The organism is Halorussus salinus, from assembly GCF_004765815.2.
Taxonomy (GTDB): domain Archaea; phylum Halobacteriota; class Halobacteria; order Halobacteriales; family Haladaptataceae; genus Halorussus; species Halorussus salinus.
The window spans coordinates 111,538-126,587 of sequence record NZ_ML974127.1 but is presented as its reverse complement, the minus strand read 5'-3'; the positions used below and the strand labels follow the sequence as shown (position 1 = coordinate 126,587).

The following is a 15,050-nucleotide window of genomic DNA, read 5'->3' as shown; positions in this document are numbered from 1 at the left end:
GCCCCCGCCCGCTCGCGGTCGCTCCGCGAGATATTCCCGCGCCTCTCCGCACCGCCCGGCGCGGGAATAGTGGCTCGCGGAGACGACCACGGGCCTGCGGCCCGCGAGCGCGCGGCCCCTTTATCCACCCCGACGGTGGTCCGGTCGGTCGTCGCAGGGTGGAGTGATTGGTAGTGCTTGCGCTCTCCTCGACCACCGACCCGGCGCACGCTGGCGCGAGTTTAGCTCGCGCCATCGTCGTGCGAGGGACGAGCGAGCGGAGCGAACGAGGAGGTTGGGGAGGTGTGAGGCGGTCGCGGTGCGGTACGGTCGCGGTACAGTTGCTGTGTGGTCCGCGGTCGCCCCGTTCAAGGCCACCGGAAACCCACTCCAAAGACACATCTAGGGTTCCCTAAGCAATACACAAACACGTTAAACAAATCCTCGCCTTGTTGAGAGCCAACCGCGCCATCAAATTTCGTTTTCTTCTAAAATAACGAAACGCCGCCGAAGCCTCACCGGTCCAGTAGCGACTCCAGTTCCCCGACGACCTCCGGGTTCCGGAGCGCCGAGGTGTCGCCCAACTCCTCGCCGTTAGCGATGGCCGCCAGATAGCGCCGGACGACCTTCCCCGAACGGGTCTTCGGGAGCGAGGGCGCGAACGTCACGGCGTCGGGGACCGCGATGGAACCGATGGCCTCCTCGACGCCCTCGCCGACGCGCTCGCGGAGCGCGTCGTCGCCCGCGACGTTCGACGCCGGACTGACGAAGGCGTGAATCTCCGAGCGGTGGGCCGCCTCGTCGTCCGCGCCGACGACTACCGCGGCCTCGGCGACGCCTTCGACGCCGACGATGGCCGACTCGATTTCGGCGGTGCTGAGTCGCCGGTCCGAGACCTTCACCACGTCGTCGGCCCGCCCGAGGAGGTGGAGGTACTCCTCGTCGTCGCGGACCGCGTTGTCGCCGGTGGCGTACTGCCACTCGCCCTCGACTCGGCGCGTCCGGCGCGCACCCCATCCGGACTCGTCGCAGAGCGACCGGGCCATCCCCGGCCACGGGCGCGTGACGACGAGTTGGCCCGCCTCGCCGGGGGCGACGCGGCGGCCCGTCTCGTCCACGACGGCGGTCTCGATGCCCGGCAGGCTCTTGCCGACCGCGCCGGGACGCATCCGGTCCACGCCGGGGAGCGTCGAGAGAACGATGCCGCCGGTCTCGGTCTGCCACCACGTGTCCACGACCGGCGCGTCGCCGTCGCCGACGTGGTCGCGGTACCAGTGCCACGCCGTCTCGTCTATCGGTTCGCCGACGCTCCCTAGCAGGCGCAGACTCGACAGGTCGTGGCTCGCGGGATGCTCCTCGCCCCACTTCATGAACGCTCGGATGGACGTGGGCGCGGTGTAGAACACGTCCACCTCGTTGCGCTCGATAATCTCCCAGAGCCGGTCGGTCTCGGGGTGGTCGGGCGTCCCCTCGTACAGCACCGTCGTCGCGCCGAGCGCCAAAGGACCGTAGACCGCGTAGGAGTGTCCGGTAATCCACCCCACGTCCGCAGAACACCAGTGGGTGTCGTCGGGACCCAAGTCGAGGACCGCGTGGCTGGTCCACGCGACGTGAGTCAGGTAGCCCCCGGTGGTGTGGCGGACCAGCGTCGGTTCGCCGGTCGTGCCGGAGGTGTAGATGAGAAAGAGGAGGTCGTCGCTCTCGCGCGAGACCGGTTCGACCGTCTCGCCCTCGTGTTCCGCCACGAGGTCGGCGTAGGCGTGGTAGTCGCCCGCGGGCCGGTCGTCGTCCAAGCGATCGACGACCACCTGCTCGACGGAATGCTCGACCGAGACGCAGGCGTTGTCCGCGCGACGCTTCAAGTCGAGCGCCGCCCCGCGCCGGTAGTAGCCGTCGCAGGTCACGAGAAACTCCGAGTCCGCGCCGGAGAGGCGGGTCGCCAGCGCGTCGGCGGAAAACCCGGCGAACACGACCGAGTGGGGCGCGCCGATGCGCGCGCAGGCCAGCATCGCGACCGGTAGCTCCGGAATCATCGGTAAGTAGAGGGTCACCACGTCGTCCTCGCCGACGCCCAACTCCCGCAGGGCGGCCGCGAACGCGTTCACCTCGTCGCGCAACTCCCGGTAGGTGTAACTGCGCGTCTCGCCGAGTTTCCCCTCCCACGCGACTGCCGTCTCGTCGCCCCGGCCCGCCTCGACGTGGCGGTCCACGCAGTTGTGCGCGGCGTTGAGTCGCCCGTCGGGGAACCACCGAATCGGTTCCGACGCCGGGGATTCCCCGGCGGCATCACCGTCGCCGCTCCCGGCGCTCGCGCCGCCCGCCAGCACCGCGTCGAAATCGCGGTCCCATTCCAGCAGGTCGGCCGCCTGCCGCCAGCACTCGGGCCACCCCGCTCCCCGGAACGCGTCGCGGTCGGCCGCCGTGACGTTCGCCTGCGCGACGAACTCCTCGGGCGGGTCCACCCACTCGCGCTCGCGGGGCGTCTCGTCGGGACTGCCTTCGACCATTCGTCTCGAATTTCGCGCAAATAGGGAAAAATCGTTCGCCTCGCCGGACGCTCGCGGTCGGACGGTAGAGCGGTCCGGTCGGGGTCGGAACGAGGCCGAATCGAGGGCTACGTATCGAGTCGCTCCTGCCACTCCTGCGCTCGATTCAACAGTTCTATCGGCGCGGTGTCGCTCACTTCGAGGTCCGCAATCTCGCGTAGTATCTCGTCGGCGTCGTCGCCGAACTCGTCGCGGACGGCCGCCGAGTCGTCGGCGCGCTCGGTCTCGTTCGCGCTCTCATCCTTCGCCCCGCTCTCTGGTTCCCCGGTCTTTAGCTCGCCGCTCCCCACGTCGAAGACGACCTGCTTCGTCTCGCCGGACCGCTCGCTTCCGCCCTTCGCCTCAATGGCTTTCTCTTGGCGCAGTTTCTCCAGCACGCCGCGCGAGCGTTCGACCACGGGGTCGGGCACGCCCGCGAGGTTTGCGACGTGGATGCCGTAGGAGCGGTCGGTCGGTCCCTCCTCGATGGTCCGGAGGAACGTCACGTCGCCCGCCGAGTCGTCGGCCGAGCGGGTCCCCGTTCCGCCGGAGGAGGGCGGTTCGCCGTCGACGGCGACGTGGACGTTCTCCACGCGGTCGAGGTGGTCGGCCAGCGTCGTCAGTTCGTGGTAGTGAGTGGCAAAGAGTGTCTTGGCTCGGATTTCGTTGTGGAGATACTCCGTCGCGGCCCACGCGATGGAAATCCCGTCGTAAGTCGCGGTCCCGCGGCCCACCTCGTCCAGAATGACCAGCGACTCGTCGGTCGCGGAGTGGAGGATGTTGCTCAACTCCTGCATCTCGACCATGAACGTCGAGCGCCCCTGCGCGAGTTCGTCCAGCGCACCGACGCGGGTGTAGATACCGTCCACGACGCCGATGCTGGCAGATTTGGCGGGGACGAAGCTCCCGATTTGTGCCAGCAGGGTAATGAGCGCGACCTGCCGCATGTAGGTCGATTTGCCCGACATGTTCGGCCCGGTGACGACCAGAAAGTGACGGTCCCCGTCCATCCGGAGGTCGTTGGGGACGAACTGGGTGGTCTGCTCCACGACCGGGTGGCGGCCCTCCTCGATGTCGAGGTCGCCCGACTCGTGCAGTTCGGGGCGCACCCAGTCGTTTTCGACTGCGTGGACCGCGAGGCTAGCGAGCGCGTCGAGTTCCGCGAGACAGCGGCCCACCGACTGCAGGAGGTCCGCCCGCGCCGCGACCCGCTCGCGCAGTTCCGTGAACAGGTCGTACTCCAGTTCCCCGCGGCGCTCTTCGAGTCGGAATATCTGGCGTTCGCGCTCGTTCAACTCGTCGGTGGTGTATCGCTCGGAGTTCTTGAGACTCTTGAGACGGTCGTAGCGGTCGGGCACCGCGTCGGTCTCGGAGTTGCCGACTTGGATGTAGTAGCCGTCGGTCTTGTTGCGGTCCACGGTGAGGTGGGTGATGCCGGTCTCGCGCTTCTCGCGGTCGTCCAGCGTGTCGAGCCACTGTTCGGCCTCGTCGTGGCGGTCGATGAGGTCGTCTAACTCGTCGTCGTGACCGCGCTCGAACAGACCGCCCTCGGTGACGGTGCCCGGCGGGTCGTCGGCGAGCGCGTCCAACTCGTCGCGGAGCGCGGCGGCCTCCTCGGGGTCGGGCCGGGCGACGATGTCCGCGAGCGGTGAGTCGGCCAGTCGAGGGTCGTTGTCGATGGCCTCGGCGACCGCCGGCAGGAGCGCCACGGTCTCCCGGACCCGCAGGAGGTCGCGGGCGTCGGCGCTCCCGTGGGCCGCCTTGCTCGCCAGTCGTTCGAGGTCGTAGGCGTCGTTCAGGGTCTCGCGGACCGTCTCACGGGCCAGCGCGGTGTCGGCGAACGCGGCCACCCCGTCGGCCCGCTGGCGGAGCGTCGGCAGGTCCCGGCGGGGGCGCTGGAGCCACTCTTTCAGCAGGCGCTTGCCCGGACTCGTCGCGGTGTGGTCGATGATAGCAAAGAGCGACCCGCCCCGGTCGCCCTGCATCGTCTCGGTGAGTTCGAGGTTGCGCTGGGTCGTCGCGTCGAGCGAGACGTGGTCGTCGCCCTCGTAGTTCTGGAGTCGCGTCATCGAGGCCCTGACGCCCGTGCCGGTCTCCTCGACGTACGAGAGGAGCGCGCCCGCGGCCTGAATCTGCGGGCGGTCGTCGCGGCCGTTGCTCCGGGTCCCGCGCCCGGACCCACCGCCCGCACCGCGACTTCCGCCGTCCTCCGCCAAGCCGATGCTCGCCAGCGTCTCGTCGCCGAACTGCTCTTTCGTCGCGTGGGTCGCCCGACCGGGGGCGAAGGCGTCGGCGCGGTGGAGCGTGAGCGTCGCGTCGGTGCGCTCGCGGACTCGCTCCACGAAGGCGTCGTCGTTGCGGACCTCGGGTCCCGGCAGAACCTCCGCGGGGTCGAACCGGTAGAGTTCGGTGAACGCGCGGTCCGCGGCCGCCTCGGGGTCAGGTCCGGCGACTTCCGTGACCATGAACCGGCCCGTGGTCACGTCGGCGAACGCGAGGCCGTACCGGTCGTCGTCTCCTCGGACGACTCCGGCGAGGTACTGGGCGTCGGAGTCGGTCGTCTCCAGCAGGGTGCCGGGGGTCACGACGCGAGTGATTTCGCGGGCGTGGCCGTCGGCGGTCTCGTGTTGGTCGGCCACCGCGACCCGGTAGCCGCGCTCGACCAACTGCTTGAGGTGGGGCGTGAGCTTGTCCACCGGAACCCCGGCCATCGGGTAGTTCGAGCCGTGAGACGACTTCTGGGAGACTTTGAGGTCGAGGAGGTCCGAGACCTCCTCGGCGTCGTCGCCGAAGAACTCGTAGAAATCCCCGACCTGCATCACCAGATAGTCGGCGTCGGTCTCGTCCTTGAGCGAGAAGAACTCCCCGACGATACCCCCGACCTCGCCGTCAGATTGGGACACGTCGGCCACCTCCTCGGCACGTCCGCGCGAGTAGAGTCATAGTCGGTTCGGAGGGGCGTCGGCGACTAAAACGGTGCGGGTTCGGGGTGAAAATGGTCGTGATTCGTGACGTGCCACTGTTTCGGATACAACTGCCGAGCTAGACACCGAAATCCCTAGCAGGATTATAGACGATAAAGACTATCCGGGGCGGATTACTGGTTTCACGTAGCACGCGACGCTGGACACCGTCGCGTGCAGAAAACCTCTGCCTACCGAGAAATGAAACGAACTGAAAACGAAATCCCGGCCGCGTTCATCGTTGGCGGTTGCACCCTTATCGGCACTGACATGCCATTGGGTTGGCCGCTGTTCGTTGCCGGGATTGTAATGGCCTTGATGGAATAGACTTCCAACCGATCTCCTTTTTATAGCATACGCGTGAACGTCTGCTACCATCGGTTGCGGTCGAAGCCTAGTCGTCGTCTACCGACAATCGGAGATAGGACGAGGATGAGTGATAAAGTTTTGGGAAATCAGCTATTTTGGTGTGAATAGACGACGAGAGGGTGTAGACACTACTACGGAAGCCCCTATATTTTATTACCCATATTAATCTTATAAATCAGGACGATACGAGTTTTGTTTTTCTGAAAGAAAGGGGTAACCTCGTCGCGGCTCAGACTTTCGCAGTGTAACCAGCATCCTCGACGGCCGCCGCGAGGTCCTCGTCGCTGGCGTCGCCCTCGACGGTCACGCTGTCGGACTCGTTGTCCGCGGTCGCGTCTTCGACGCCCGGTACGTCCCGGAGCGCGTTCTCGACGTTCTCCTCGCAGCCGCCACAGCTCATGCCTTCGACGGTAATCTGTCTCGCCATACTCTCTACTTAGTGCGTGGGCCTTTTCGGACTTTCCCCTTCGAATCCGAGTTCGTTTCGCCGATACCTTTCGAAACCAAGGTCGGCGAGCGCACGGACGCCGGGAACCGGCGGCTCGTCGGCGCGAGACCGGGCTTGCATCTTAGCCACAATCCCGTAAAGTCCGAAGCCCGTACCGTCCTGCATGGGAATTCAGCAGGCGCTACAGAACGTGCTGACGAACCCCACCTACCTCACAGCGTGGGGTCTACTGGTCGCCCTCTCGCTCGGGATTCTCGGCTGGGACCTCTGGCGGAACAACTCGGAACTGAAGAGCCTCATGAAGTTCGTCTGGGGCTTCACGGTGCTGTACTCCGGGCCGCTCGGACTCTTGGGCTACTGGTACTCGGGCCGGACTCAGATCGATCACGACTCGTTCTGGCGCAAGGGGTTCCGGTCGGTGAGCCACTGTTACTCGGGGTGTGGCACCGGCGAGGTGCTGGGCGTCTCGATGGCGGTCGGACTGTTCGCATTCAAGACGACCGGCACGGTCGTCCTGACGTTCTCGCTGGCGTACTTCTTCGGCTACCTGATGACGGTCGGACCGCTGATGCAGGAGGGCGTCGGCCTGCGCGAGGCCCTGTGGGACGCGTTCTACTCGGAGACCGCGAGCATCACCGTGATGGAGGTCGTCGCCATCAGCACCGACATCTGGCTGGCGGCCGAGGCCGGACTCGGAGACGTGCTGTTTTGGACCAGCCTCGTCTTCTCGCTGACGGTGGGACTCCTCGCGGCGTATCCGGTCAACCTCCTGCTCATCCACTTCGGCGTCAAAGAGGGGATGATGAACCCCGCGAAGATGGGGACCGAGATGGGAGCGTGAGAGCTTTTCGGTCGTCTCCTCGTTCCGGCCCGAAACGCCGCACCGTCGCCTCGGATTTTTAGCCACCGAGTCTAAGGCGTTCGCTGGCCTGTTATCCTATGCGATGGCACTTTCCGAACTCGACACCAACGACCTCGAAGACCAGTGCATCGACAACTGCTTCGAAGCCGTGCAAGCCTGCGAGTACTGCGCCGACGAGTGTCTCGACGAGGAGATGGACATGGCCAAGTGTATCCGGCTCTGCCGGGACGTGGCGGATCTCGCGAGCCAGCACGCCCGGTTCATGGCGCGTAGCTCCAACTACAGCGTCGAACTCGCCGAGGCGACCGCCGGGGCCGCCGAGGAGTGCGCCGAGGAGTGTCGCCGTCACGACCACGACCACTGCCAGACCTGCGCCGACGTGGTCGAGGAGTGCGCCGAGACCTGCCGCGAGATGATGCAACGGTCGGCGTAGAGACGAGCCTCGAACGCTACAGCCGCGACTCGATTTCTTCGACCAGTTCGAGCGCCGCCGCGACGTGTTCGTCCGCGGCGTCGCTTCCGGTCTCCTCGACGTTCGAGAGGAGCATCCGGACCTGTTCGACGCGCTTCTCCACGACGGACTCGGGAGTCTCGGGTCCGAGTGCGTCCTCGCAGACCGCCTCTGCCTCGCCGAGCCACTGGCTCGCGCGGGTCTCGACGGGGAGTTCGGCGGTCGCTTCGAGGTGAGCGTGCAGGTCCGCGACGAGCGAGGAGAGGTCGTCGGAATCTTTCAAAGTAGAATCAGTTGCGTTCGTCGTCGCCACCGCTTTTGCTCAGTCGTTCCCTCGTCGGCCGCACCTCGCCGTCCTCGACGTAATAAGAACCAGCGTCACCGAGCAGGTCGCGGACTCGCTTCTCGAACGAGTTGAGGTCGGTGTCGTCCGTTTTGTTCTTTCGACTACCCATAGTTACTTCCTTCCCAGTTTTTCAGCCGCCGTCGTTAAATAGGCTTCGTCGCGGATATAGATACAGAGAAATCCGACAACGGTCGCTCCGCAAGCGAGCGTCAGCAACTCGACCGAATCGGGAAGGCGGACGAGATAGTAGCCGACCGAGAACATCAACGAGAAGAGCGCGCCGACGAGCGCGGCGAGCGCGTAACGGAACCGCTTCGCGTTTCGGCTTATTATCGGTTTGTTCTCCCGTATCGAGTCCGCGTACGCCCGGAGGACGATAGTCCGATACGTTTCGGGCCGAACCTCGTCTTCTCGTGCCAGCGCGTCTGCAACGTCGGCACTCAGCCCATAGTCGAACTGCGTGCTCAGATACGTTATCGTCGCGTAGACGAGTGCGACGAGGAGACCGGCGACGCCCACGACGAGCGCAACCCCGCCAGCGACCGTGCCGGAGTCGATGAAGCTATCCCCGTCTGCCATCCTCGGCACGATTCGAGCAACCGTCGCAATCACGCCTAGAAGGACCCCGACGAAACTGATGAGACGAGCAGACTTGTCGTCGATTCCGTTCAGAGTCGAAACTTGCACGTCGAGCATTCGCTCGAATCTATCGATGGCATCTTGCCGAGGGTCGATGCGGTCGGATACCAACTCTCCCGTAGGGTCGTTTCCGTCCCGGTCGTATCTCCGTCTGTTCCCGCTTCGCCGCCGCATTGTAGTCAATTTTGACTAGAATGTGTATGTAACTTTCGATATTCTCCCCGAGGGTCACCGGCAATCCAATAGCGTCACTACGCGCTCGGTCAACTCCTCGCCGTCCCGCGCGAGGACTTTCGTCATCGCCTCCTTGCCGACCTCGCCACGGTCCACGACCGCGACCGGCGTCCCCGCGACCGACTCGAAAGCCCGCCGCGCGCCCCACTGCATCGTAGACCCCTCCTTCGATTTCACGCCCTCCGGTTCCGCGCTCCGGTCGTACTCGGCGACCGCCCAGTCCAGCGAGTCGAGCGCGGCCGCCACGTCCGAATCGAACCGACAGTTCGCCGCGAATCGCAGGTCGGGGTCGAACTCCCGGCAGGAAAGCAGGAAGCGCGCGACGTGACTCGACGCGCCGAATCGCACGCCGCGGTTGGGTTTCACGCCGGAGAACGTCCGGGTGATTCGCCCCTCGACGGCCGCGGTCTCGTCGGTCTCCTCGGCGTAGGGCGTCGCGCCGACGACGTTCATCCCGACCTCGGGCACGAGGAGCGACACGTCTCGGTCCACGAACGCCCGGACGACCTCACGGACCTCCTCGGCGGTCTCCTCGCGGGCGGCGCGGTTTCGCAACTCGACGGCGTGATGCACCGCGCCGGGACCCTCGCCCACGTCGAGGAGGTACCGGACGGCCCGCGCGACGAACGCGGCGCTCGCTTCGACCGCATCGTGAAGCGACTCGCCGCGGGCCAACCGGGCCGCAATCGCGGCCGAGAGCGTGCATCCCGACCCGTGGGTCGCCGCGGTCTCGACGCGGGGGCGGCGGAACGTCTCGACGCCGTCCTCAGTCACCAACACGTCTTCCACGGCGTCGCCGGGGAGATGTCCGCCGGTGACGAGCGCGGCGTCGGCACCCATCGCCAGCAACGCCTCGCCCGCCGCTCTCGCCGACTCCTCTCCCTCGACGGTCGCGCCGGTCAACACCTCGGCCTCGTCGGCGTTGGGCGTCACGAGCGCGGCCTCCGTGAGTAGGTCCTCGTAGGCATCCTCGGCCGCGGCGTCGAGGAGTCGGTCGCCCGAGGTGGCGACCATCACGGGGTCCACGACGACCGGGAACTCGGCGTCGGCCACGCGCTCGGCCACGCAGTCCACGATATCCGCGGTGGCGAGCATCCCGGTCTTGGCGGCCCGCACGTCGAAGTCGCCGGTCACGGCGTCGAGTTGGGCCGCGACCTCCTCGGGAGGCAGGACGTGCGTGGACTCGACGCCGCGGGTGTGCTGTGCGGTAACGGCCGTCACGGCACTCGTCCCGAAGGCGTCGTGGGCTTCGATGGTCTTGCAGTCGGCCTGCACGCCCGCACCTCCTCCGGAGTCGCTCCCGGCGACGGTGAGCGCGACCGGTTTCTCGACCGGGGCGGGACGGCGAGTATCGACCGAATAGAGGGCGTCTTCGCTGGCCATTATCGAGTGGTAAAACTCGATGGTACTTCAATCCGGGGGTCGGTCCGAGGCTCCTCGGCGACGGACCGTCGTCCGTAGCGGTCGTCGGGGCTTTCGACCGGCGTCGAATCTGTCACCGCCGTATGGACGCCCTTTTAAGGCCGCGTGACCCTATCTACGCCTATGATTTTCGAGAGCCTGCCGACGACACCTACGTCGGAGGAGCTCATCGACAAGGCGTTCTCGCGGGCCGCGCGAGCGGGTCGGGCCAAGAGCGGCGCGGAGGCCCAGCAGTCGATGCTCCAGACCGCGACCAACATCCTGAGCGACAACCTCCAGAACGTCGCGGCCGAGTGGCCCGACTTCGACGTGATAGACCCCTTCTACTACGAACTCGCCGACGCCATCGTGGACGTAGACGAGTTGCGCCAGAGCCTCTCGGAGATTCAGTGGGCGAGTCGCAAGACCCACAATCTCGGCCGGGAGTACCAAGGGAAGCTCACGGGCGACGCCGACGCCGACCGCAAGATTCGAAAGCAGGGGTTCGCCCGCCTCGCGGACATCGTCGAGGAGGTCGAGGCCGACCTCCAGCGGGTCAACGACGCCCACCAAGACCTCCGGCGGCTCCCCGACATCGACCCCGACGAGCCGACCATCGTGGTCGCGGGCTACCCCAACGTCGGCAAGTCGTCGTTCGTCAACGCGGTCACGAACGCCCGGAACGAGATCGCGGAGTACCCCTTCACGACGAAGGGCGTCCGCGTCGGCCACTTCGAGAAGGACCACATCCGGTACCAAATCGTGGACACGCCCGGCCTGTTGGACCGGCCGGAGGACGAGCGCAACGACATCGAGAATCAGGCGGTCTCTGCCCTCACACATCTCGCGGACGCCATCGTCTTCGTCGTGGACGCCAGCGGGTACTGTGGCTACCCGCTCGACGCGCAACTGGAACTGCGGGACGCGCTCGCCGACCGCTTCGGCGACGTGTCGGTCCTGACGGTCTGTAACAAGTCCGACCTCTCGAAAGACGTGGACGCGGACGCCTACATGAGCGTCGAGAACGGCGAGAACGTCGATTCGGTGCTGGACGCCGCGGTGGACGCGACCGGTTACGAACCGGAGCTGCCGTTCGAGGACCGCGAATAGGGACGGGTCGAATTTCGTCGCGCGGCCGGTCGAAAAGCTGTTTTCGGGCGCTATTCGCAACGACAACGCCGTTTTGCATCGACTTCGTCGATTCGTGTTTCGGACGAGAGATGCGTCAGGCAATCGCTTCGCCGCGCGGCCCTGAGAGCGACACCTGCGTCGAGTTCGCCACCGCGTAGTCCACGAAGTGAACCCGAACCGACGGATTCTGGCTGGTCGCGGCGTCGATGCGGCGCTGAAGCCGGGTCGCCAGTCGCGGGTACTCGCGGTCGGAGGTGCGACTGATGGTGACCGTGACCGTCTCCGAGGAGAACCAGTTGCCGGTGAAGGCGTACTCGGTGTTGGTCGAGACGTAGGTGAGGTTCGTGTACGCCGGATTGTCGAGGACGGAACTCACCTGCTGGTTGACGGTTCGCTCGTAGGTTATCTGCTGGTACGTTGCAAATCCCGCCCCGGCGACGACGACGGCGACGGCGAGGACGGCGACTGCGAGAATCGCCGCCTGCCGACGGCCGTCGGCCGCGAGTACTCGCCGATCGAACCCGTTCGGTCGGTAGCCCAGATACCAGAGCGTGACGAGCGCGGCGACGTTGATGGCGACCAGCGAGACCAGAAGGAGGACCAGCGACCCGGCCGCGACCACGGGGAACCCCCAGATGACAGCGATGCCGGTCGTCGCGGCCGCGGGAATCAGCGCCGCGGCTATCATCACGCCGATGAGCGAGGTCGGCCCCTTCGTCGTCACGCCGAACGCCGAGGCGCTCCCGGCGGCGAGTCCGACCGCCACGGTCAGGAGACTCGGCGCGACCCGAGAGCTAATCTGGCCGAGCGCGGTAATCTGCAACTGCGGCACGAACGAGAACGACTTGAGCAGGTAGCCGAACGCAAGCGAGCTGACGACCGCGACCGCCAGCCCGAGCGCCTGTAACTTGATGCTGTCCACGAGCATCCGCCGGTCGCCCGTGACCGCTCCGGCGCTCGCGGTCAGGACCGGCCCGACCATCGGCGCGATGACCATCGACCCGACGACGATGGCCGGGGAGTCGAGCAGTAGCCCCGCCGTCGCGATGATGGCGCTCAGGAATATCATCCAGACGAACGAGTTGCGGTCGTGGGCCATGTCCCGCACCTTCGACCGAAGTTCCTTCCGAGTCAGCGGGTCGAAGTCACCAGCGTATCGGTTCTGCAACCGTTCCATGTTCGGCGTCGAGGCGGTCTCGGCGTTCCCCATGACGGTGTACTCGTCTTCTTCGAGTCCGGCGTCCCGGAGCGCATCCATCACGTCGCCGACGCCGTCGCTCGGGAGCGGAAACTCGACCATCACCTCCTCGCTCGTCCGCTCGTCGGTTTCGAGGACGGCGTAGTCTATCTCCTTCGAGTCGAGCGCACCGAGAATCGGACCGCGGCGCTCGGCCGGAATCAGGACGTGGATGAGGCGCACACGGGAGCCACGGGATTGTGAGAGAAAAGGGTTCAGGCCGCGACGCGCGACGTGTCGCGTGGTAGCGCGGTGCGAGCGACGGCACGGCGCGGTCGCTCGCGCGACGGACTCCCTACCCGGTCGCGTTGTACGTCACCGGAACCTTATCCGGTCGCGTTGTACGTCACCGACACCTGCGCGGTGACGGTGACCGGTCCGGACGCTATCTGCGTTCCGGCGTCGGCCTGCGCGGTCAGCGCCTCGGCCCGGACGGGGCTGAAGCCCACGTCACCGGTCGAGACGGTGTGGACGCCCGAGACTGACAGGTTCGCACTCTCGGCGATAACGTCCGCGTCGGCGCGAGCGTTGTCCATCGCGTTCCGGAGCGCGTCGGCCCGGACCTCGCGGCGGCGCTCCTCGGAGAGGGTCAACTCGACGCTCTGGACTTGGGCGGCTCCGTTCGACACCGCCGCGTCGATGACGGGTCCGGTGCGGTCCACGTTCGAGAGCGTTATCTCGAAGGCGTGAATCCCCCGGAACCCGGCGGGTCGCCGCTCGCCGTTCTCCTCGCGGTACTGCTGGTCGATGCTGTACTGGACCGTCCGGACTCGGTCGTCGGTGACGCCCGCGTTCCGGAGTGCCTCGCGCATCCGCGTCGCGTTCTCCGCGAGTCGCTCGCGGACCGCGTTCGCGTCGTCGCCGCTGGCCAGCACCGCGACCTGCAACACGGCTTGGTCGGGGTCGGCCTCGGCCTGTCCGGACGCCGAGACGCTGATGCTCTCGCCCCCGTTGTCGCTCTGGTTCGTCTGGTCGGTCTGTGCGTTCGCGCTCGCCGCTGGGTTCAGGCCTCCGGCACACCCGGCCGTCACCAGCAGGAGCGCGACCCCCACCGTCGCGAGTAGTCTCCTCGACATCGCATCGTCGGTACGACGCCGGTCGTCAAAAACGTCTCCTAAAGTGAAAGGCCGGTTTGAGTTATCCGCGGTACCGGTCGCGGCCTACGATTCGCGCTCGTCGTACTCGACGTACCGCACCTGCACGTCCACGTCGTGGCCCGTGTTGCGGTTGATGCGCCTGCTCAGCACGTCGGCGAGGTCTGGGTACTGCTCGCCCGGCGGCCGCCCGACGGTGACGACGACCTGTCCGGACTGGTCGAAGGGGAGGCGACCGCCCTGCCGGAACTCCATCCCGAAGAGGCGGGCCTGCTCGTAGGGGGTTCCCTCCTCGCCGAGGACGCCCTGCACCTCGTCTTGGGCTTGGTTCTGGAAGGTCGCGTTCTGGATGCTGGTGTAGGTGACGCCGCCGAGAAACAGCGAGAGGAGGCCGATGGCGACGACGAGGACGCCGATACGCTTGAACAGGGCCGTCCGGGTCTCGTTGCGGTCGAACCAGTTCTTCGGCCGGTAGCCCAGATACCAGAGGACGACCAGTCCCGCGAGGTTGATAGAGAGGATGTTGACCAACACGAGGACCAGCGAACTGACCGCCGCGAGCGGCTGTTGCCACGCCACGGCGATGCCCACGGCGGCGGCGGGCGGGACCAACGCCGCGGCGATCATGACGCCGACGATGGCGACCGAGACGCCCGACGCGAGGCTCAGGACGCCCGCCGCGCCCGCGCCGATGGCGACCGCAAGCGAGAGGAAGTCGGGCGTCAGCCTGCCGCTGACCTGCGAGATGCCGAGGATGTCGGTCCCCGGCGGGACGAGCAGTCCGTAGCGCACGAGGACCGCGAACACCGTCGCCGCCGCGATAGCGGCGAAACCGCCGATGAACTGGTACTTTACCCCGCGCCGGAACAGTTGCCGGTCGCCGAGGACGGTGCCGACGCTCGCGCCCATCGCCGGGCCGATGAGCGGTGCGATGACCATCGACCCGACGACGACCGCCGGGGAGTCCAACAGCATTCCGGCGGTGGCGACGACCGCGCTGATGACGGTCATCGCCACGAACGTCGGGAACTCCGGAGTCATCTCGCGGGCCTCGGTCCGAATCTCCTCGCGGGCGATGGTCGAGGGGTCGTCGTTCTCCTCGGCGAACCGCGCTTCGAGTTCCTGATACTGGCGGGAGGTGTCGGTCTCGGCGTCGATGATGACCGCGTGGGGGTCCTCGCCCAGTCCAGCGTCCTGCAACTTGTCGAGAATCGGCTGGACCGCGCTGGTCGGCAACGGGAAGTACGCGATGGCGGTGTACTCCCGGCCGCTGGTCTCGTCGGTCAGCATGTAATCGACGCCCTCCTCTTCGAGAACGTCGGCGACCAACTCTCGCTTGCCCGCCGGAATCGAAACCTGCACGAGCCGCAT

Annotated in this window: 13 protein-coding genes; 3 read left to right on the top strand and 10 right to left on the bottom strand. The window is 66.5% G+C overall.

Translation table 11 applies throughout. The features are described from left to right. Positions 1 to 494: 494 nt before the first annotated feature. The 3 genes from EPL00_RS00635 to EPL00_RS00625 all read right to left on the bottom strand — a co-directional run bounded on the left by EPL00_RS00635 (position 495) and on the right by EPL00_RS00625 (position 6,263). The gene (locus tag EPL00_RS00635) at positions 495 to 2,486 is read right to left on the bottom strand and encodes an acetate--CoA ligase (protein ID WP_135852320.1); all 1,992 of its coding nucleotides are present in this window, start codon (positions 2,484 to 2,486) and stop codon (positions 495 to 497) included. Positions 2,487 to 2,593: 107 nt separating this feature from the next. Next, positions 2,594 to 5,407: a DNA mismatch repair protein MutS gene (mutS, locus tag EPL00_RS00630; protein WP_238398096.1), complete on the bottom strand. Its 2,814-nt coding sequence runs from the start codon at positions 5,405 to 5,407 to the stop codon at positions 2,594 to 2,596. A 658-nt stretch (positions 5,408 to 6,065) separates the two neighbouring features. Further along, positions 6,066 to 6,263 carry a heavy-metal-associated domain-containing protein gene (locus EPL00_RS00625; protein ID WP_135852321.1) on the bottom strand — a complete coding sequence of 66 codons (198 nt, stop codon included), beginning with the start codon at positions 6,261 to 6,263 and terminating at the stop codon, positions 6,066 to 6,068. A 184-nt stretch (positions 6,264 to 6,447) separates the two neighbouring features. On the opposite strand from EPL00_RS00625, the gene EPL00_RS00620 reads away from it, so the two are divergent. Further along, positions 6,448 to 7,125, top strand: coding sequence for a DUF4396 domain-containing protein (locus EPL00_RS00620; protein WP_135852322.1), 678 nt, complete (start codon positions 6,448 to 6,450; stop codon positions 7,123 to 7,125). A 103-nt stretch (positions 7,126 to 7,228) separates the two neighbouring features. Then, positions 7,229 to 7,579, top strand: coding sequence for a four-helix bundle copper-binding protein (locus EPL00_RS00615; RefSeq protein WP_135852323.1), 351 nt, complete (start codon positions 7,229 to 7,231; stop codon positions 7,577 to 7,579). Positions 7,580 to 7,595: 16 nt separating this feature from the next. Here EPL00_RS00615 and EPL00_RS00610 read toward each other — a convergent pair whose 3' ends face one another. The 4 genes from EPL00_RS00610 to thiD all read right to left on the bottom strand — a co-directional run bounded on the left by EPL00_RS00610 (position 7,596) and on the right by thiD (position 10,199). Further along, a complete protein-coding gene (locus EPL00_RS00610; RefSeq protein WP_135852324.1) occupies positions 7,596 to 7,880 on the bottom strand; it encodes a hypothetical protein in 285 nt (94 codons plus the stop codon). Between the two features lie 7 nt (positions 7,881 to 7,887). Beyond that, positions 7,888 to 8,052, bottom strand: coding sequence for a hypothetical protein (locus tag EPL00_RS00605; RefSeq protein ID WP_162224120.1), 165 nt, complete (start codon positions 8,050 to 8,052; stop codon positions 7,888 to 7,890). Positions 8,053 to 8,054: 2 nt separating this feature from the next. Next, the gene (locus tag EPL00_RS00600) at positions 8,055 to 8,639 is read right to left on the bottom strand and encodes a hypothetical protein (protein ID WP_135852325.1); all 585 of its coding nucleotides are present in this window, start codon (positions 8,637 to 8,639) and stop codon (positions 8,055 to 8,057) included. Positions 8,640 to 8,810: 171 nt separating this feature from the next. Continuing rightward, positions 8,811 to 10,199, bottom strand: a complete 1,389-nt coding sequence (gene thiD, locus EPL00_RS00595) for a bifunctional hydroxymethylpyrimidine kinase/phosphomethylpyrimidine kinase (protein WP_135852326.1) — start codon at positions 10,197 to 10,199, stop codon at positions 8,811 to 8,813. Positions 10,200 to 10,361: 162 nt separating this feature from the next. Here thiD and EPL00_RS00590 point away from each other — a divergent pair, with 162 nt between their 5' ends. After that, entirely contained in the window at positions 10,362 to 11,327 is a 966-nt protein-coding gene (locus EPL00_RS00590; protein ID WP_135852327.1) for an NOG1 family protein, read from the top strand. 115 nt (positions 11,328 to 11,442) lie between these two features. On the opposite strand, the gene EPL00_RS00585 is transcribed toward EPL00_RS00590, so the two are convergent. The 3 genes from EPL00_RS00585 to EPL00_RS00575 all read right to left on the bottom strand — a co-directional run bounded on the left by EPL00_RS00585 (position 11,443) and on the right by EPL00_RS00575 (position 15,050). Then, the gene (locus EPL00_RS00585; RefSeq protein WP_135852328.1) at positions 11,443 to 12,768 is read right to left on the bottom strand and encodes a TIGR00341 family protein; all 1,326 of its coding nucleotides are present in this window, start codon (positions 12,766 to 12,768) and stop codon (positions 11,443 to 11,445) included. Positions 12,769 to 12,911: 143 nt separating this feature from the next. After that, positions 12,912 to 13,661 (bottom strand): SIMPL domain-containing protein, encoded by a 750-nt coding sequence (locus tag EPL00_RS00580; RefSeq protein ID WP_135852329.1) that lies wholly within the window; start codon positions 13,659 to 13,661, stop codon positions 12,912 to 12,914. A gap of 84 nt (positions 13,662 to 13,745) precedes the next feature. After that, the gene (locus EPL00_RS00575; RefSeq protein ID WP_135852330.1) at positions 13,746 to 15,050 is read right to left on the bottom strand and encodes a TIGR00341 family protein; all 1,305 of its coding nucleotides are present in this window, start codon (positions 15,048 to 15,050) and stop codon (positions 13,746 to 13,748) included.

What these genes read in the sequence shown, in the direction of transcription:
- EPL00_RS00635 (WP_135852320.1), bottom strand. Translation starts at nt 2,486, where the DNA reads ATGGTCGAAGGCAGTCCCGACGAGACGCCCCGCGAGCGCGAGTGGGTG.
- EPL00_RS00625 (WP_135852321.1), bottom strand. Translation starts at nt 6,263, where the DNA reads ATGGCGAGACAGATTACCGTCGAAGGCATGAGCTGTGGCGGCTGCGAG.
- EPL00_RS00620 (WP_135852322.1), top strand. Translation starts at nt 6,448, where the DNA reads ATGGGAATTCAGCAGGCGCTACAGAACGTGCTGACGAACCCCACCTAC.
- EPL00_RS00615 (WP_135852323.1), top strand. Translation starts at nt 7,229, where the DNA reads ATGGCACTTTCCGAACTCGACACCAACGACCTCGAAGACCAGTGCATC.
- EPL00_RS00605 (WP_162224120.1), bottom strand. Translation starts at nt 8,052, where the DNA reads ATGGGTAGTCGAAAGAACAAAACGGACGACACCGACCTCAACTCGTTC.
- EPL00_RS00600 (WP_135852325.1), bottom strand. Translation starts at nt 8,639, where the DNA reads ATGCTCGACGTGCAAGTTTCGACTCTGAACGGAATCGACGACAAGTCT.
- thiD (WP_135852326.1), bottom strand. Translation starts at nt 10,199, where the DNA reads ATGGCCAGCGAAGACGCCCTCTATTCGGTCGATACTCGCCGTCCCGCC.
- EPL00_RS00590 (WP_135852327.1), top strand. Translation starts at nt 10,362, where the DNA reads ATGATTTTCGAGAGCCTGCCGACGACACCTACGTCGGAGGAGCTCATC.
- EPL00_RS00580 (WP_135852329.1), bottom strand. Translation starts at nt 13,661, where the DNA reads ATGTCGAGGAGACTACTCGCGACGGTGGGGGTCGCGCTCCTGCTGGTG.
- EPL00_RS00575 (WP_135852330.1), bottom strand. Translation starts at nt 15,050, where the DNA reads ATGCGGCTCGTGCAGGTTTCGATTCCGGCGGGCAAGCGAGAGTTGGTC.